Genomic DNA, 18,382 nt, shown 5'->3' with positions numbered 1-18,382 from the left:
CTTCGGGTTCTTCGCGGAAGGGCCGGAAAAACTGACGGGAGGTGCCCGAAGGAAGGGAATCCCGCCGGAGCTCGTTACGCCTTGTCGCCCGGATCGGAGCCGGGGTCCTCCGCGGTGATCCCGCACTTCTTGAGGGCCTTCTTGCCTTCCGGGCTTCCGAGCTGTTTCTCCAGCGCGTCGTCGGGAACGGCCTCGCCGGTCGCCGTCGGATCCCGGAACCCCGTGATCCCCTCTGCGCGCATGCACTTCGCCTGCTTGCGCAGCACCTCCAGGGCTGCGGGGTCGAGCGTGGGCACCGCGGCACCGCCGCATTTCGTGATGGCTGCCTGGAGATCCTCCGGTGCGTTCTTCCCCTTGTCGGGAATGCTCTTGCCGTCGTCCACCGTGAACTCGATACCGAGATCCCGCAGGCAGGACTCGTGAGGAAAGGCCTGAGCCGAAGCAGATGACTCGGAACCGGATCCTCCGGATTCACCCTCCTTCGAATCGCCGCTGGAGCAGCTGACGGAGAGGAATGCAGTGATGAGGACGACCGCACCCATCCGGGGCAGGGGCCGTAAAGATCGTTTTCCATTGGCACGCATGAAAATTCACGGTAAGTCAGCGGGGGGTCCCTGTCCACTGTCCCCAGGGACAGTAGACAGACGTCTGTTCAAGGTGATCGCATATGAGCCGTGCGGCCTGCGGAGCCGTATGAATCAAGCCATTTCAATGAAAGGCGTGAATCGTGAACGCAAGAACCTCCAGGCTCGTCGCCACGGCCGGCCTGCTTCTTCTGAGCGGGGCCGGTGTACTCGCGACGGCGGGCCAGTCCTCGGCTGCCACCCGTGACGGAAGCACCAACTCCGGTGAGTTCGGCGCGTACTACCTGCAGAACCAGGCCAGCTACGTGTTCGACTTCGCCAGCTACGACGCGAACTTCGCCAACGACTCGTTCCCCAAGGCATCCAGCATCAACCCTGATGACAACACGGAGTCCTACTGGAACCGCAACTCGACCTACGTGGACGTGTACACCGAGTCGGGTCGCGGGGGCGTCCACGGCTGGATCCCGGATGGCCTGTCCGGGAACTTCAGCTCCAACTACAAGAACAACGTGACGTCGGCGTACGAGCGCTGACGAGAGTCGCCGCTTAACGGCCACCCTGCGAGACGCGCCCCCCTGCCCGTATACGCCGGGCAGGGAGGCGCGGCTCCATAGTAGCGAGAATCCGGAACCTGGAGCTGCCGTGAACCGTCTGTCGTCGCTGCGACGCCCCACACTCACCCCGGCGATCCTTGCGGTGGCATCCGCGGTGCTCCTGGCTGCGGGTTGCTCCTCGGGAGGGGGAACCGAGGAATCCAAGGAGCCCGAGGTCTCCAGCACCCCCAGGATCACCGATCCCAACTCCTTCGCCTTCCCGCTGGACCCGTACCTCACCAAGCCGGATGACCAGCAGACCCTGAGCAAGGCCCAGGCGGAACTCACCCGTCAGTGCATGAAGCGGTTCGGATTCACGTACCATCCGGCGCCCCAGCGCCCAACGGTCAACCCCTTCGGCGAGAACGGGCTTCGCTACGGGGTGAGTTCGACGCAGTTGGCAGCCAAGTACGGGTACGGGTCCGGGTCCGGGGACGGTCCTGACCAGCCCGAGGCCCCGGCGTCCGGGGCCGAGCTGCTGACAGGCGCGGCGAGGCTGGCGATGTTCGGGAAGGAAGACCTCAAGCCCTCCGACCTGCCCAGCAGTCAGGAGGAGGCCGAAGCGTCGGAGGCGAACAACGGGGTCATCGCGGGAAAGGCGGTCCCGGTGGGCGGCTGTCAACGCGAGGCGGCCATGAAGGTGTTCTCCCCGCGCAAGAAATCGCTGCCGATAACGTTTACCTATGGGCTCATGACGGATGCCTGGTCACGCACACGTGATGACAGCCGGTACGTGGCAGTGGGGCGGAAGTGGGCCGAGTGCCTCAAGGAGAAGGGATACGTGACCTCTCCCGATCCGCTCACGCAGGATCGCGACCTCAAGTTCACGGATCCGCAGTCACCACGGGCGATCACCGTGGCAAAGGCGGACGTGGCCTGCAAGGAGAAGGTGAATCTGATCGGCGTCGCTTTCGCGGTGGAGAGCGCCTATCAGAAGCGTCTCGTCGAGCAGAACGCCGAAGCCCTCAAGCAGGTCCAACAGCAGCAGGAGGAGCAGTTGCGACTGGCAGCGTCGCTGCTCCGCTGACCTCGGTGGGTGCGTGGGTCTGTCACACGTTCAGGGGAGCCGCTTCCGGTTCCCGGCGGATACGCTGAAAGCTCCCGCGAGACTCCGTCCATGGGAGCACTGATGAGCGTCGAACCCGAGGGCCCCGAGCCGCGGTGGGCGGTCCCGCCCGAGGGCGGCTGGACCGCCGATGACCTGGACACACTCCCGAATCTGCCTCCGCATACGGAGCTGATCGACGGGAGCCTTGTCTTCGTGAGTCCGCAGACCCTTTTCCATACTCGGGCGGTCAGCTTCTTCGAGTGGCAGTTGCAGTCACTGGCGCCGCCCGACCTGGAGGTCGTGCGTGAGTTCACGATCGACATCGACCGCTACAACCGGCCCGAGCCCGACGTGATCGTGGTGGACGGCGATATCGTCCAGGACCCGAGTCAGACCCGCTTCCCCGCCGAATCCGTCCGGCTGGCCATCGAGGTCGTGTCGCCGGAGTCGAGGTCGCGGGACCGGGAGACCAAGCCGGTGAAGTACGCCCGGGTGAAGATCCCGCACTTCTGGCGGGTGGAGAACCACGACGGCCGTGCCGTGGTCTATGTCTTCGAGCTGGAGCCCGCCACCGGCGCCTACACCTCGACGGGGATCTTCCACGATCGGATGAAGGTGTCCGTCCCCTTCCCGGTCGACCTCGACCTCAGCACCATCACGCCGCGCCGCCGGGCGGCGGACCCGCAGTAGGTCCGCCGCACCGGGCCGCTCTCACTCGTACTCCGGGGGCTCCTCGTCCCAGCCGAACTCGGCGTCGTCGTGGGGAGCGGCGGGCATGGGCTTTGCCTGGGTGGCCGGGGCGGGGGTGGGCTTTTGGGCGGGGGCCGGGGCCGGGGTGGCCGGGGGTTCCGCAGCCGCCGGGGCCTCCGCCGGAGCGGCCGTTTCGAGGCCGGCCAGGACCTCCAGGACGCCCTCGCCGTACGTCGCGAGCTTCTTCTCGCCCAGGCCGCTGATGCCGCCCAGCTCGCCCAGGGTCGTCGGGTGGATCGTGGCGATCTCGCGGAGGGTGGCGTCGTGGAAGATCACGTAGGCCGGGAGGCCCAGTTCCTTGGCCTGGGCGGCCCGCCAGGCGCGCAGGGCCTCGAAGACGGGGACGGCCGTCTCGGGGAGGTCGGCGGCGGCGGCCGCCTTCGACTTGCGCTCGCCCCGGCCGGACGACGACGACCGGGAGGCCGTCGGCTTCTTCGGCTCCTTGCGGAGCTGGACCTCGCGCTCCCGGTTGAGAACCGCGCCGCTCGCCTCCGTGAGGACCAGCGTGCCGTACTCGCCCTCGACGGCGATCAGGCCCTGGGCCAGGAGCTGGCGGACCACGCCGCGCCACTCCGCCTCGGACAGGTCCTCGCCGATGCCGAAGACCGACAGCTGGTCGTGGTCGAACTGGATGACCTTGGCCGTGCGGCGGCCGAGCAGGATGTCGATGATCTGGCCCGCGCCGAACTTCTGGCCGCGCTCCCGCTTCAGCCGTACCACCGTGGACAGCAGCTTCTGGGCGGACACCGTGCCGTCCCAGGTCTCCGGCGGGGTGAGGCAGGTGTCGCAGTTGCCGCAGGAGGGGGCGGTCGGCTCCTGGCCGAAGTACGTCAGGAGCTGGGCGCGGCGGCACTGGGCCGTCTCGCACAGGGCGAGCATCGAGTCCAGGTGCGCGGCGGCCCGGCGGCGGAACGCCTCGTCGCCCTCGCCGCCCTGGATGAGCTTGCGCTGCTGGACGACGTCCTGGAGGCCGTACGCCATCCACGCCGTGGACGGGGCGCCGTCGCGGCCCGCCCGGCCGGTCTCCTGGTAGTAGCCCTCGACGGACTTCGGGAGGTCCAGGTGGGCGACGAAGCGGACGTCCGGCTTGTCGATGCCCATGCCGAAGGCGATCGTCGCGACGACCACCAGGCCCTCCTCGCGCAGGAAACGGGACTGGTGGGCCGCGCGCGTCCCGGCGTCGAGCCCCGCGTGGTACGGGACGGCCTCGATGCCGTTGCGGCAGAGGAATTCGGCAGTCTTCTCCGTGGACGCGCGGGAGAGGCAGTAGATGATGCCCGCGTCCCCGGCGTGCTCCTCCTTGAGGAAGGCGAGCAGCTGCTTCTTCGGGTCGACCTTGCCCACGATCCGGTACTGGATGTTGGGCCGGTCGAAGCTCGCGACGAAGTGCTTGGCGTCGGGCATGCCGAGCCGCTGGGTGATCTCCCGGTGCGTGGCGTCCGTCGCCGTGGCGGTCAACGCGATGCGCGGCACGTCCGGCCAGCGCTCGCCGAGCACCGACAGGGCCAGGTAGTCGGGGCGGAAGTCGTGGCCCCACTGGGCGACGCAGTGCGCCTCGTCGATGGCGAAGACGGAGACCTCGCCCCGGGCCAGCAGCGCCAGCGTGGAGTCCAGCCGCAGCCGCTCCGGGGCCAGGTAGAGGAGGTCCAGCTCGCCCGCGACGAACTGCGCCTCCATCGAGCGGCGCTCGTCGAAGTCCTGCGTGGAGTTGATGAACCCGGCCCGCACGCCGAGCGCCCGCAGCGCGTCGACCTGGTCCTGCATGAGGGCGATCAGCGGGGAGATCACGACGCCGGTGCCCCGACGGACCAGGGCCGGGATCTGGTAGCAGAGGGACTTGCCGCCACCGGTGGGCATGAGCACGACGGCGTCCCCGCCGGCCACCACGTGGTCGACGATCGCCTCCTGCTCGCCGCGGAACGCCTCGTAACCGAAGACGCGGTGCAGGGTGCGCCGCGCCTCGCTCTCGGCCGTGGCGGCGGTCCCGCCCGTGCTCACATCCGTGGTCATGCCCGTCACGCCCGTCCCGCTCATCGCTCTGTCCCCCGATACCGGTCCCGCTGCGTCCCAGCGCTCTCCCCTGCCACCCTAGGGCCTGCCCGGTGGATCAGGGCCGGGGTCGCGACGCCTGGCACGGCACCTCGCCGCGTTGCCGAAACGCCCTAATCGCTCCGCGATGAGGACGCCCCGGCGCCTTGCGATGCACCGCACCAGACGCCGCGCCCTACCCGACCCTGATCCACCGGACAGACCCTACGCGCCGCCTGTGACAACGCCGGACGGGCTTGACTTCCCGAGGGAAGGCCAAGCCCGTCCGGCGTTGCCGTACAGCCGTCTCCGGCTACCTCACGAACGTCCCGGCCTGGCCCGCCAGGTCCAGGAAGTACTGCGGGGCCACACCCAGGACCACGGTCACGGCCACGCCGATCGCGATGGTGGTCATCGTCAGCGGTGACGGGACGGCGACGGTGGGGCCGTCCGCCTTCGGCTCGCTGAAGAACATCAGCACGATGACCCGGATGTAGAAGAACGCGGCGATCGCCGAGGAGATCACACCGACCACCACCAGGCCGCCCGCGCCGCCGTCCGCCGCCGCCTTGAACACCGCGAACTTCCCGGAGAAGCCCGAGGTCAGCGGGATACCGGCGAAGGCCAGCAGGAACACCGCGAAGACCGCCGCGACCAGCGGCGAGCGGCGGCCGAGCCCGGCCCACTTCGACAGGTGCGTCGCCTCGCCGCCCGCGTCCCGCACCAGCGTGACGACGGCGAAGGCGCCGACCGTCACGAAGGAGTACGTGCCGAGGTAGAAGAGGACGGACGAGATCCCCTCGGGGGTGGCCGCGATCACACCGGCCAGGATGAACCCGGCGTGCGCGATCGAGGAGTAGGCCAGCAGCCGCTTGATGTCGGTCTGCGTGATCGCGACGACCGCGCCGCCCACCATCGTGACGATCGCGACGCCCCACATGACCGGCCGCAGGTCCCAGGTGAGCCCGGGCAGCACCACGTACAGCAGGCGCAGCAGCGCGCCGAACGCGGCGACCTTCGTGGCGGCGGCCATGAAGCCGGTGACCGGGGTCGGGGCGCCCTGGTAGACGTCCGGGGTCCACATGTGGAACGGGACGGCACCGACCTTGAAGAGCAGGCCGGTCAGGATCATCGCGCCGCCGATGAGCAGCAGCGCGTCGTTGCCCATGGTGTCGGCGAGCGCCGGGTCGATCTTCTGGATCGAGCCGTCGACCACGGTCGCGATCTGGGCGTACGAGACGGAGCCCGCGTACCCGTAGAGGAGGGCGATCCCGAACAGCAGGAACGCCGAGGAGAACGCGCCGAGCAGGAAGTACTTCACGGCCGACTCCTGCGACATCAGCCGCTTGCGGCGGGCGACGGCGCACAGGAGGTACAGCGGGAGGGAGAAGACCTCCAGGGCCACGAACAGCGTCAGCAGGTCGTTGGCCGCCGGGAAGACCAGCATGCCCGCCACCGAGAAGAGGACGAGCGGGAAGACCTCGGTGGTGGTGAACCCGGCCCGGACCGCGGCCTTCTCGCTGTCGCTGCCGGGCACCGACGCGGCCTGCGCCGCGAAGGAGTCGACCCGGTTGCCGTGCGACTCGGGGTCGAGCCGCCGTTCGGCGAACGTGAAGACCGCGACCAGGGACGTCAGCAGGATGACGCCCTGGAGGAACAGGGCCGGTCCGTCGACCGCGATGGCGCCCATCGCGGCGATGTGCGCCTTGGTCGTCCCGTAACCGCCGGCCGCGAGGCCGACCACCGCGGCGAACGCGGCGACCAGCGCGACGACGGTCAGGAAGACCTGGGTGTGATACCTGGCCCGGCGCGGCACGAATGCCTCGACCAGGACGCCGATGACGGCGACGCCGATCACGATCAGGACCGGGGTCAGCTGGGTGTACTCGATGACCGGGGCCGTGAACTTCTCGTCCGGTGCGGCGGATGTCACCCCGCCCGCCGTCGTCCACAGGCTGTGGACAGCTGTTGCGCTCACTTGGCGGCCTCCACCTCGGGCTGGGGGTCCTTCTTCTGTACGTCCGACATGGTGTGCTGCACCGCCGGGTTGACGATGTCCGTCAGCGGCTTCGGGTAGACACCGAGGAAGAGCAGCAGCGCGATCAGCGGGACGACCACCACGAGCTCACGGGCCTTGAGGTCCGCCATGCCCTGCACCTCGGCCTTGACCGGGCCGGTCATGGTGCGCTGGTAGAGGACCAGGACGTAGATCGCGGCGAGCACGATGCCGGTGGTGGCGATGATGCCGACCGCCGGATACGCGGCGAACGCGCCGACCAGGACCAGGAACTCACTGACGAACGGGGCGAGCCCGGGCAGCGACAGCGTGGCCAGGCCGCCGATCAGGAAGGTGCCGGCCAGGACCGGGGCCACCTTCTGCACCCCGCCGTAGTCGGCGATGAGGCGCGAGCCGCGCCGGCTGATCAGGAAGCCCGCGACCAGCATCAGCGCGGCCGTCGAGATGCCGTGGTTGACCATGTACAGCGTCGCGCCCGACTGGCCCTGGCTGGTCATCGCGAAGATGCCCAGGATGATGAAGCCGAAGTGCGAGATGGACGCGTAGGCGATCAGCCGCTTGATGTCGCGCTGGCCGACCGCGAGCAGCGCTCCGTACACGATGCTGATCAGCGCCAGGACCAGGATCACCGGCGTCGCCCACTTGCTGGCCTCCGGGAAGAGCTGGAGGCAGAAGCGGAGCATCGCGAAGGTGCCGACCTTGTCGACCACGGCGGTGATCAGCACGGCGACCGGGGCGGTCGCCTCGCCCATGGCGTTGGGCAGCCAGGTGTGCAGCGGCCACAGCGGGGCCTTCACCGCGAAGGCGAAGAAGAACCCGAGGAACAGCCACCGCTCGGTGCCGGTCGCCATGGAGAACGTGCCGTTGGCCCGGGCCTCGGCGATCTCGGAGAGCGAGAACGAGCCCGCGACCACGTACAGGCCGATCACCGCGGCCAGCATGATGAGGCCGCCGACCAGGTTGTAGAGGAGGAACTTCACCGCCGCGTACGAGCGCTGCGCCGCCGCGTTCTCGTCGCTGCCGGTGTGCGCCCGGTCCCCGAAGCCGCCGATGAGGAAGTACATCGGGATGAGCATGGCTTCGAACAGGATGTAGAAGAGGAAGACGTCGGTGGCCTCGAAGGAGAGGATCACCATCGCTTCGACCATCAGGATCAGGGCGAAGAAGCCCTGAGTGGGGCGCCAGCGCGAGGAGTTCGTCTCCAGGGGGTCGGCGTCGTGCCAGCCGGCCAGGATGACGAACGGGATCAGCAGGGCGGTGAGCGCCATGAGCGCCACCCCGATGCCGTCGACGCCCAGCTCGTAGCGGACGCCGAAGTCCTTGATCCAGGCGTGCGATTCGGTGAGCTGGAAGCGGTCGCCGCCGGGCTCGAAGCGGGCGAGCGCGATGCCCGCCAGGACGAGCGTGGCCAGCGAGAAGACGAGCGCCAGCCATTTGGCGGCGGTGCGCCGGGCGGCCGGGACGGCGGCGGTGGCCACCGCGCCGATCGCCGGAAGCGCCGCCGTCGCTGTCAGGAGGGGAAAGGACATGTGATCAGACCGCCCTCATCAGCAGGGTCGCGGCGATGAGAACCGCCGTACCGCCGAACATCGAGACCGCGTAGGAGCGGGCGTAGCCGTTCTGCAGCTTGCGCAGCCGGCCGGAGAGCCCGCCCATGGACGCGGCCGTGCCGTTGACGACGCCGTCGACCAGGGTGTGGTCCACGTAGACCAGCGAGCGGGTCAGGTGCTCGCCGCCCCGGACCAGGACCACGTGGTTGAAGTCGTCCTGGAGGAGATCGCGGCGCGCGGCGCGGGTGAGCAGCGAGCCGCGCGGGGCGGCCACCGGCACCGGCTTGCGGCCGTACATCGCCCAGGCGATGGCGACTCCGATGACGAGCGCCACCATGGTGGCCGCGGTGACGGTCGACGCGCCGATCGGGGCGTCGCCGTGGTCGTGGCCGGTGACCGGCTCCAGCCAGTGCAGGAAGCGGTCGCCGATCGAGAAGAAGCCACCGGCGAAGACCGAGCCGAAGGCCAGCACGACCATCGGGATCGTCATGGACTTCGGGGACTCGTGCGGGTGCGGCTCGTGGCCCTCCCCCGCGGCGGAGCCGCCATCGGATGCAGTCGGCTGCCAGCGCTTCTCACCGAAGAAGGTCATGATCATCACGCGCGTCATGTAGAACGCGGTGATCGCGGCGCCGAGCAGGGCCACGGAGCCGAGGATCCAGCCCTCGGTGCCGCCCTTGGCGAACGCCGCCTCGATGATCTTGTCCTTGGAGAAGAAGCCGGAGAGGCCGGGGAAGCCGATGATCGCGAGGTAGCCGAGGCCGAAGGTGATGAAGGTGACCGGCATGTACTTCCGCAGCCCGCCGAACTTCCGCATGTCCACCTCGTCGTTCATGCCGTGCATGACCGAACCGGCGCCGAGGAAGAGCCCGGCCTTGAAGAAGCCGTGCGTCACCAGGTGCATGATCGCGAAGACGTAGCCGATGGGGCCGAGCCCGGCGGCCAGGATCATGTAGCCGATCTGCGACATCGTGGACCCGGCGAGGGCCTTCTTGATGTCGTCCTTCGCGCAACCGACGATCGCACCGAACAGCAGCGTGACCGCGCCGACCACCACGACGACCATCTGCGCGTCCGGGGCGGCGTTGAAGATCGCGCCGGAGCGGACGATCAGGTAGACACCGGCGGTGACCATGGTCGCGGCGTGGATGAGGGCGGAGACCGGGGTCGGGCCCTCCATCGCGTCACCGAGCCAGGACTGCAGCGGCACCTGGGCGGACTTGCCGCAGGCGGCGAGCAGCAGCATCAGGCCGATCGCCGTCAGCTTGCCCTCACTGGTCTCGCCGGTCGCCTCCAGCACGGGTCCGTACGCGAACGTGCCGAAGGTGGTGAACATCAGCATGATCGCGATCGACAGGCCCATGTCGCCGACGCGGTTGACCAGGAACGCCTTCTTCGCGGCGGTCGCCGCGCTGGGCTTGTGCTGCCAGAAGCCGATCAGCAGGTACGAGGCGAGGCCGACGCCCTCCCAGCCGACGTACAGCAGCAGGTAGTTGTCGGCGATGACCAGGATCAGCATCGCCGCCAGGAACAGGTTCAGATAGCCGAAGAAGCGGCGCCGGCGCTCGTCGTGCTCCATGTAGCCGATCGAGTAGATGTGGATCAGCGTGCCCACACCGGTGATCAGCAGGACGAAGGTCATCGACAGCTGGTCGAGCTGGAAGGCCACATCGGCCTGGAAGCCCTCGACCGGGATCCAGCTGAACAGCTTCTGGTGCAGCGCCCGGTCCTCGGCGCCCTTCCCGAGCATGTCGGTGAAGAGCACCACGGCCACGACGAACGAGGCGGCGGCGAGCAGGGTGCCGAGCCAGTGCCCGGCGCGGTCGAGGCGACGGCCGCCGCACAGCAGCACCGCCGCTCCGAGCAGGGGCGCCGCGACGAGCAGCGCAATCAGGTTCTCCACAGTGCAAACGCCCCTTACAGCTTCATCAGGCTGGCGTCATCGACCGAGGCCGAGTGGCGGGAACGGAACAGCGACACGATGATCGCGAGCCCGACCACGACCTCCGCGGCGGCGACGACCATCGTGAAGAAGGCGATGATCTGGCCGTCGAGATTGCCGTGCATCCGGGAGAAGGTCACGAACGCGAGGTTGCAGGCGTTGAGCATCAGCTCGACGCACATGAACACCACGATCGCGTTCCGCCGGATCAGGACCCCGGCCGCGCCGATGGTGAACAGCAGGGCGGCGAGATAGAGGTAGTTGACCGGATTCACTTGGCGGCCTCCTCTTCTTCGGTGTCCCGGCCCAGCCGCTCACCGGAGCGCTGCTCCAGTGCCTTGAGGCCGGCCAGTGATTCCTGGGACACGTCGCGCATCTGGCCGCGCTTGCGCAGCGTGTTCATGACGGTCAGCTCGGACGGGGTGCCGTCGGGGAGCAGGCCCGCGATGTCCACCGCGTTGTGCCGGGCGTAGACGCCGGGGGCGGGCAGCGGCGGCAGGTGGTTGCTCCGCACGCGATCCTCGGACATCTCCCGCTGGGTCTTGGCCCGTTCGGTGCGCTCGCGGTGCGTGAGCACCATCGCGCCGACGGTCGCGGTGATCAGCAGGGCGCCGGTGATCTCGAAGGCGAAGACGTACTTGGTGAAGATGAGGCTGGCGAGCCCCTCCACGTTTCCGCCGTGCACGGTGTTGGCGGTGCCCAGGCCGTTGAAGCTCTTCAGCGAGGCGTTGCCGATACCGGCGATCAGCAGGACGCCGAAGCCGATCCCGCATCCGGCGGCCAGCCAGCGCTGGCCCTTGATGGTCTCCTTCAGCGAGTCCGCCGCCGTGACGCCGACGAGCATGACCACGAAGAGGAACAGCATCATGATCGCGCCGGTGTAGACGACGATCTGGACGATGCCGAGGAAGTACGCGCCGTTGGCGAGGTAGAACACCGCGAGGATGATCATCGTCCCGGCGAGGCTCAGCGCGCTGTGCACGGCCTTCTTCATGAGCACGGTGGACAGGGCGCCGATCACGGCGACCGTGCCGAGCACCCAGAACTGGAATGCCTCGCCGGTCGAGGTCTGCGAGGCCGCTGCGGCCAGGCCGGTCATGCGTCCACCTCCTGCGAGGCGCCGTTGCTCTGCGCCTCGTCGGACGGCTTCTCGCCCTTGGAGACGGCGAGCTGACGCTCCGTACCGGGGGCGGCCTCGGTGACCAGGCCCCGGTAGTAGTCCTGCTCGTCCGTGCCCGGGAAGATCGCGTGCGGGCTGTCGACCATGCCTTCCTCCAGGCCCGCGAGCAGCTCGTCCTTGGTGTAGATGAGGCTCTCGCGGGTGGTGTTGGCGAGCTCGAACTCGTTGGTCATCGTGAGCGCCCGGGTCGGGCACGCCTCGATGCACAGTCCGCAGAGGATGCAGCGCGCGTAGTTGATCTGGTAGACGCGGCCGTAGCGCTCACCCGGGGAGTAGCGCTCCTCGTCGGTGTTGTCCGCGCCCTCCACGTAGATCGCGTCGGCGGGACAGGCCCAGGCGCACAGCTCGCAGCCGACGCACTTCTCCAGCCCGTCCGGATGGCGGTTGAGCTGGTGGCGGCCGTGGAAGCGGGGCGCCGTCACCTTCGGCGTCTCCGGATACTGCTCGGTGAGCCGCTTCTTGAACATGGCCTTGAAGGTCACGCCGAAGCCGGCCACCGGGTTGTGGAACTTGTCCTCCGAGGACTGGGAGGACTGCGACGCCGTCGACCCCGTCGCGCCGGTGGATGTCGCCGGCCTCCTGGACCCCGGCGACTCAGGCAGTTCAGACACCGTCGGCCTCCTTTCCGTCACTCGGATTTCCGTCACTCTGAGTATCCACCCCGCCACTGACAACGAGCTCCCGCTCGCGTCGCGGCCTGCGCCGGGGCACGGGCGGCAGGGTCTGTCCGGGCAGCGGCGGCACCGGGAATCCGCCCGCCATCGGGTCGAACGCCGGCTCGGGCCCGGCCTGTTCGGCGGCGGCCTTCTCCTTCTTGTCGCGGAAGATGTCGGCGACGAAGGAGATCAGCAGCACCGCGATCACGGCGCCCGCCACGTAGAGCAGGATCTTCGAGAAGTCGTAGCCCTCGTTGCGCAGCGCCCGTACGGTCGCGACCAGCATCAGCCAGACGACGGAGACCGGGATCAGGACCTTCCAGCCGAGCTTCATCAGCTGGTCGTAGCGGACGCGGGGCAGCGTGCCGCGCAGCCAGATGAAGAAGAACAGCAGCAGCTGGACCTTGACGACGAACCAGAGCATCGGCCACCAGCCGTGGTTCGCGCCCTCCCAGAAGGTGCTGATCGGCCACGGGGCCCGCCAGCCGCCCAGGAACAGGGTCGTGGAGACGGCGGAGACGGTCACCATGTTGACGTACTCGGCGAGCATGAACATCGCGAACTTGATGGACGAGTACTCGGTGTTGAAGCCGCCGACGAGGTCGCCCTCGGACTCCGGCATGTCGAACGGGGCGCGGTTGGTCTCACCGACCATCGTGACGATGTAGATGATGAACGAGACCGGCAGCAGGATGATGAACCAGCGGTCCTGCTGCGCCTCCACGATCTTCGACGTCGACATCGACCCGGAGTAGAGGAACACCGAGGCGAACGCGGCGCCCATCGCGATCTCGTACGAGATCATCTGCGCGCAGGACCGGAGCCCGCCGAGCAGCGGGTACGTCGAGCCGGACGACCAGCCGGCCAGCACGATGCCGTAGATCCCGACCGAGGCGACCGCGAGGATGTACAGCATCGCGATCGGCAGGTCGGTGAGCTGCATCGCCGTACGGTGACCGAAGATCGAGACCTCGTTGTCCGAGGGCCCGAAGGGGATCACCGCGATGGCCATGAAGGCGGGGATGGCGGCGACGATCGGCGCGAGGACGTAGACGACCTTGTCCGCGCGCTTGACGATGACGTCTTCCTTCAGCATCAGCTTGATGCCGTCGGCGAGCGACTGGAGCATGCCCCAGGGGCCGTGCCGGTTGGGGCCGATGCGCAGCTGCATCCAGGCGACGACCTTGCGCTCCCACACGATGGAGAAGAGCACGGTCACCATCAGGAACGCGAAGCAGAAGACGGCCTTGATGACGACGAGCCACCAGGGGTCGTTGCCGAACATCGACAGGTCCTCGGCGGCGAGCACCGAACCGTGCGGTGCCGCGGCCAGTTGAGCGAAGGCGGTCACGCCCGCACCTCCGGTGTGACGTCGGGAGTACCGGCAGCGGCGGGGCCGATCCGGACCAGACCGCCGGGGCGGGCCCCGGTCGTGGCCGGCACGCCCCGCCCGGCCGAGTTCAGCGGCACCCAGACCACGCGGTCCGGCATGTCGGTGACCCGGAGCGGGAGTTCGACGCTGCCCGCCGGGCCGGACACCGCCAGCAGGTCGCCGTCCTTGACCCCGGTCTCCGCAGCCGTGGCGGCCGACAGCCGGGCCACCGCCTCGTGCCGGGTCCCGGCGAGCGCGGTGTCGCCCTCCTGGAGGCGGCCCAGGTCGAGCAGCATCCGGTGGCCGGCCAGGATCGCCTCGCCGTCGCCGGGCCGGGGCAGCGGCTGCGCGGAGACGCGCGGCTCGTCCGCGTACCCGCCCTGCCAGCCGCCGAGGCGGTCCAGCTCGCGGCGGGCGGACTTCAGGTCCGGCAGCGCGAAGTGGACGTCCATGGCGTCGGCCAGCATGTGCAGGACGCGGGCGTCGCCCGGGGCGAGGTTCCGCGTCATCTGGTCGGGCTTCAGCGCGGCCTCGAACATCCGCGCCCGGCCCTCCCAGTTGAGGAAGGTCCCCGACTTCTCGGCGACCGCGGCCACCGGGAACACCACGTCGGCGCGGTCGGTGACCTCGCTCGGGCGGAGCTCGAAGGAGACCAGGAAACCGACCCGGTCCAGGGCCTCCAGGGCCCGCGCCGGTTCCGGCAGGTCCTCGGTCCCGACCCCTGCGACGACCAGCGCGCCCAGCTCACCGGTGGCCGCGGCCTCGATGATCTGGCCGGTGTCGCGGCCGAAGCGGGACGGGAGTTCGGCGACGCCCCACGCGGCGGCGACCTCGTCCCGGGCGCGCGGGTCGGTGGCCGGGCGGCCGCCGGGCAGCAGCGACGGGAGCGCGCCCGCCTCCACCGCGCCGCGTTCGCCCGCCCGGCGCGGGATCCACACCAGCCGGGCCCCGGTCGCGGTCGCGGTCCGGACCGCGGCGGTCAGCCCGCCGGGCACCCCGGCCAGCCGCTCGCCGACCACGATCAGCGCGCCCTCACCGCGCAGCGCCTCGGCCGCGGCGGCGCCTTCGCCCTCCAGGCCGACCCCGCCCGCGATGGCGTCCAGCCACTCGGTCTCGGTGCCGGGCGCGGCGGGCAGCAGCGCGCCCCCGGCCTTGGCCAGGCCCCGGGTGGCGTGCGAGGCGACGGAGAAGGTGCGCTGCCCGTGCTTGCGGTGGGCCTTGCGCAGCCGCAGGAAGACCCCGGGGGCCTCCTCCTCCGACTCGAACCCGACCAGCAGCACGGCCGGCGCCTTCTCCAGCGAGGTGTACGTGACACCGGACCCGTCCAGGTCCTTGCCGCGCCCGGCGACGCGCGAGGCCAGGAAGTCGGCCTCCTCGCCGCTGTGGACCCGGGCCCGGAAGTCGATGTCGTTGGTGTCCAGGGCGATCCGCGCGAACTTGCTGTACGCGTACGCGTCCTCGACGGTCAGCCGGCCGCCGGTGAGGACGCCGGTCCGGCCGCGCGCGGCGGACAGCCCCTCGGCCGCGGCCGCCAGCGCCTCGGGCCAGCTCGCCGGTTCCAGCTCGCCGGACTCGCCCCGGACGAGCGGGGTGGTGAGGCGGTCGCGCTGCTGGGCGTAGCGGAAGCCGAAGCGGCCCTTGTCGCAGAGCCACTCCTCGTTGACCTCGGGCTCGTTGGCCGCGAGGCGGCGCATGACCTTGCCGCGCCGGTGGTCGGTGCGGGTGGCGCAGCCCCCGGCGCAGTGCTCGCACACGGAGGGCGTCGACACCAGGTCGAAGGGGCGGGAGCGGAATCGGTACGCCGCCGAGGTGAGCGCCCCGACCGGGCAGATCTGGATGGTGTTCCCGGAGAAGTACGACTGGAACGGGTCGCCCTCGCCGGTGCCGACCTGCTGGAGCGCGCCGCGCTCGATCAGCTCGATCATCGGGTCGCCGGCCACCTGGTTGGAGAACCGGGTGCAGCGCGCGCAGAGCACGCACCGCTCACGGTCCAGCAGCACCTGCGTGGAGATCGGCACGGGCTTCTCGTACGTCCGCTTCTTGCCGTCGAAGCGGGAGTCCGGGTCGCCGTGGGACATCGCCTGGTTCTGCAGCGGGCACTCGCCGCCCTTGTCGCAGACCGGGCAGTCCAGCGGGTGGTTGATGAGCAGCAGCTCCATCACACCGCGCTGCGCCTTGTCGGCGACGGGCGAGGTGATCTGCGACTTGACGACCATGCCGTCGGTGCAGGTGATGGTGCAGGACGCCATCGGCTTGCGCTGGCCCTCGACCTCGACGATGCACTGACGGCAGGCGCCGGCCGGGTCGAGGAGGGGGTGGTCGCAGAACCGGGGGATCTCGATGCCGAGGAGTTCGGCGGCGCGGATGACCAGGGTGCCCTTGGGCACGCTGATCTCGATGCCGTCGATGGTCAGCGTGACGAGGTCCTCGGGCGGGATCGCCGCTTCGCCGCCCCCGGAGGGCGCACTCGTGGTGACTGTCATGCGTTCACCCCCTGGTGAGCGTTCTTGTCGTCGGCCCAGAGGGTCGATTTGGCGGGATCGAAGGGGCAGCCCTTGCCGGTGATGTGCTGCTCGTACTCCTCGCGGAAGTACTTCAGCGAGGAGAAGATCGGCGAGGCGGCGCCGTCGCCGAGGGCGCAGAACGACTTGCCGTTGATGTTGTCGGCGATGTCGTTGAGCTTGTCGAGGTCGGACATCTGGCCCTTGCCGGCCTCGATGTCGCGCAGCAGCTGGACGAGCCAGTAGGTGCCCTCGCGGCAGGGGGTGCACTTGCCGCAGGACTCGTGCGCGTAGAACTCGGTCCACCGGGTGACGGCCCGCACCACGCAGGTCGTCTCGTCGAAGCACTGGAGCGCCTTGGTGCCGAGCATGGACCCGGCCGCGCCGACGCCCTCGTAGTCGAGGGGCACGTCGAGGTGTTCGTCGGTGAACATCGGGGTGGAGGAGCCGCCGGGGGTCCAGAACTTGAGGCGGTGGCCGGGGCGCATGCCGCCGCTCATGTCGAGGAGCTGGCGCAGCGTGATGCCGAGCGGCGCCTCGTACTGGCCGGGGCCGGCGACATGGCCGCTGAGCGAGTAGAGCGTGAAGCCCGGGGACTTCTCGCTGCCCATCGACTTGAACCAGTCCTTGCCCTTGTTCAGGATCGCGGGAACCGAGGCGATGGACTCGACGTTGTTCACCACGGTGGGGCAGGCGTACAGACCGGCGACCGCGGGGAAGGGGGGCCGCAGCCGGGGCTGGCCGCGCCGTCCTTCGAGCGAGTCGAGCAGTGCGGTTTCCTCACCGCAGATGTACGCACCGGCGCCCGCGTGCACGGTGAGTTCGAGGTCGAGCCCGGAGCCCATGATGTTGGTGCCGAGGTAGCCCGCCTCGTACGCCTCCCGGACGGCCTCGTGCAGCCGCCGGAGTACGGGGACGACCTCGCCGCGCAGGTAGATGAAGGCGTGCGAGGACCGGATCGCGTAACAGGCGATCACGATGCCCTCGATGAGGCTGTGCGGGTTGGCGAAGAGGAGCGGGATGTCCTTGCAGGTCCCCGGCTCCGACTCGTCGGCGTTGACGACGAGGTAGTGCGGCTTGCCGTCGCCCTGCGGGATGAACTGCCACTTCATGCCGGTGGGGAAGCCGGCGCCGCCGCGTCCGCGCAGACCGGAGTCCTTGACGTACGCGATGAGGTCGTCCGGGGACATGGTGAGGGCCTTGCGCAGTCCCTCGTACCCCTCGTGGCGGCGGTAGGTGTCCAGGGTCCAGGATTCCGGCTGGTCCCAGAAGGCGGACAGGACGGGCGCGAGCAGCTTCTCGGGGCTGGTCCCGTTGTGATCGAGCTCGGTGGCCAACGTCATCACTCCCCCTCCTCGGCCGCGGGTCCGGCCGGGTGGTCCGGGTCGGATGCCGAGGTCTCCTGCGGCGCGTCGTGGGAGCTGAGGTGCTCGGCGCCCTTCTGCGGCTGGTCGCTGGGCGCCTCGCCGCGCGGGCTCACCACGCGGGCCTTCGGCGCGGCCTCGCCCTTGGCCAGCTTGAGGCCGATGAGCGAGGCGTGGCCGGCGCCGCCGGTGGCCTCGACGGCGCCGGGGCGCTCGTCGGGGAAGCCGGCGAGGATGCGCGCGGTCTCCTTGTACGTGCACAGGGGCGCGCCGCGGGTGGGTTCGACGGTGCGGCCGGCGATGAGGTCGTCGACCAGCTGCGTCGCGCTCTCCGGGGTCTGGTTGTCGAAGAACTCCCAGTTGACCATCACGACGGGCGCGAAGTCGCAGGCGGCGTTGCACTCGATGTGTTCGAGCGTCACCTTGCCGTCGTCGGTCGTCTCGTCGTTGCCGACGCCGAGGTGCTCCTTCAGCCGGTCGAAGATCGCGTCGCCGCCCATCACCGCGCAGAGCGTGTTGGTGCAGACGCCGACCTGGTAGTCGCCGCTCGGCTTGCGCCGGTACATCGTGTAGAAGGTGGCGACCGCGGTGACCTCGGCGGTGGTGAGGCCGAGCATCTCGGCGCAGAAGGCCATGCCCGTACGCGAGACGTACCCCTCCTCGGACTGCACGAGGTGCAGCAGCGGCAGCAGCGCGGAGCGGCTGTCGGGGTAGCGGGCGATCACCTCCTTCGCATCCGCTTCGAGCCTGGCGCGCGCCTCGGCCGGGTAGGCGGGGGCGGGGAGCTGCGGCAT

At 69.6% G+C, this 18,382-nt stretch carries 15 protein-coding genes; 3 read left to right on the top strand and 12 right to left on the bottom strand.

The window, feature by feature from the left end; all coding sequences use genetic code 11:
* Positions 1-74: 74 nt before the first annotated feature.
* On the bottom strand, positions 75-584 hold the full coding sequence (locus AMK18_RS34630; RefSeq protein ID WP_143202262.1) for a hypothetical protein: 510 nt from the start codon (positions 582-584) through the stop codon (positions 75-77).
* Between the two features lie 143 nt (positions 585-727).
* On the opposite strand from AMK18_RS34630, the gene AMK18_RS10110 reads away from it, so the two are divergent.
* The 3 genes from AMK18_RS10110 (at position 728) to AMK18_RS10100 (ending at position 2,918) form a co-directional block, all read left to right on the top strand.
* Positions 728-1,120 (top strand): hypothetical protein, encoded by a 393-nt coding sequence (locus tag AMK18_RS10110; protein WP_073862563.1) that lies wholly within the window; start codon positions 728-730, stop codon positions 1,118-1,120.
* 109 nt (positions 1,121-1,229) lie between these two features.
* Positions 1,230-2,207 carry a hypothetical protein gene (locus tag AMK18_RS10105; RefSeq protein WP_073862562.1) on the top strand — a complete coding sequence of 326 codons (978 nt, stop codon included), beginning with the start codon at positions 1,230-1,232 and terminating at the stop codon, positions 2,205-2,207.
* A 102-nt stretch (positions 2,208-2,309) separates the two neighbouring features.
* On the top strand, positions 2,310-2,918 hold the full coding sequence (locus AMK18_RS10100) for a Uma2 family endonuclease (RefSeq protein WP_073862561.1): 609 nt from the start codon (positions 2,310-2,312) through the stop codon (positions 2,916-2,918).
* A 21-nt stretch (positions 2,919-2,939) separates the two neighbouring features.
* On the opposite strand, the gene recQ is transcribed toward AMK18_RS10100, so the two are convergent.
* From recQ to nuoE, 11 genes are all read right to left on the bottom strand, one after another.
* Positions 2,940-5,012, bottom strand: coding sequence for a DNA helicase RecQ (gene recQ / locus AMK18_RS10095; protein ID WP_073862560.1), 2,073 nt, complete (start codon positions 5,010-5,012; stop codon positions 2,940-2,942).
* 307 nt (positions 5,013-5,319) lie between these two features.
* Positions 5,320-6,984 (bottom strand): NADH-quinone oxidoreductase subunit NuoN, encoded by a 1,665-nt coding sequence (gene nuoN, locus AMK18_RS10085; protein WP_086021880.1) that lies wholly within the window; start codon positions 6,982-6,984, stop codon positions 5,320-5,322.
* Entirely contained in the window at positions 6,981-8,552 is a 1,572-nt protein-coding gene (locus AMK18_RS10080; protein WP_018101337.1) for an NADH-quinone oxidoreductase subunit M, read from the bottom strand. The genes nuoN and AMK18_RS10080 overlap by 4 nt, the downstream gene beginning before the upstream one ends.
* Before the next feature lie 4 nt (positions 8,553-8,556).
* Positions 8,557-10,476: an NADH-quinone oxidoreductase subunit L gene (gene nuoL, locus AMK18_RS10075; protein ID WP_018101338.1), complete on the bottom strand. Its 1,920-nt coding sequence runs from the start codon at positions 10,474-10,476 to the stop codon at positions 8,557-8,559.
* A gap of 14 nt (positions 10,477-10,490) precedes the next feature.
* Positions 10,491-10,790, bottom strand: a complete 300-nt coding sequence (gene nuoK, locus AMK18_RS10070; RefSeq protein ID WP_018101339.1) for an NADH-quinone oxidoreductase subunit NuoK — start codon at positions 10,788-10,790, stop codon at positions 10,491-10,493.
* On the bottom strand, positions 10,787-11,614 hold the full coding sequence (locus tag AMK18_RS10065; protein WP_073862559.1) for an NADH-quinone oxidoreductase subunit J: 828 nt from the start codon (positions 11,612-11,614) through the stop codon (positions 10,787-10,789). The genes nuoK and AMK18_RS10065 overlap by 4 nt, the downstream gene beginning before the upstream one ends.
* Positions 11,611-12,306: an NADH-quinone oxidoreductase subunit NuoI gene (gene nuoI, locus AMK18_RS10060; RefSeq protein ID WP_073862558.1), complete on the bottom strand. Its 696-nt coding sequence runs from the start codon at positions 12,304-12,306 to the stop codon at positions 11,611-11,613. The genes AMK18_RS10065 and nuoI overlap by 4 nt, the downstream gene beginning before the upstream one ends.
* Positions 12,299-13,702 (bottom strand): NADH-quinone oxidoreductase subunit NuoH, encoded by a 1,404-nt coding sequence (gene nuoH / locus AMK18_RS10055; protein ID WP_073862557.1) that lies wholly within the window; start codon positions 13,700-13,702, stop codon positions 12,299-12,301. The genes nuoI and nuoH overlap by 8 nt, the downstream gene beginning before the upstream one ends.
* The gene (locus AMK18_RS10050; protein ID WP_073862556.1) at positions 13,699-16,206 is read right to left on the bottom strand and encodes an NADH-quinone oxidoreductase subunit G; all 2,508 of its coding nucleotides are present in this window, start codon (positions 16,204-16,206) and stop codon (positions 13,699-13,701) included. Before AMK18_RS10050 ends, nuoH begins: the two co-directional genes overlap by 4 nt.
* On the bottom strand, positions 16,203-17,567 hold the full coding sequence (gene nuoF, locus AMK18_RS10045) for an NADH-quinone oxidoreductase subunit NuoF (RefSeq protein WP_018101344.1): 1,365 nt from the start codon (positions 17,565-17,567) through the stop codon (positions 16,203-16,205). The genes AMK18_RS10050 and nuoF overlap by 4 nt, the downstream gene beginning before the upstream one ends.
* The gene (gene nuoE / locus AMK18_RS10040) at positions 17,567-18,382 is read right to left on the bottom strand and encodes an NADH-quinone oxidoreductase subunit NuoE (protein WP_018101345.1); all 816 of its coding nucleotides are present in this window, start codon (positions 18,380-18,382) and stop codon (positions 17,567-17,569) included. Before nuoE ends, nuoF begins: the two co-directional genes overlap by 1 nt.

The sequence above is a fragment of the Streptomyces sp. CB01249 genome (assembly GCF_001905735.1).
Classification (GTDB): domain Bacteria; phylum Actinomycetota; class Actinomycetes; order Streptomycetales; family Streptomycetaceae; genus Streptomyces.
The sequence above is the reverse complement of the archived record's forward strand: the minus strand, read 5'-3'. Positions and strand labels throughout refer to the sequence as shown.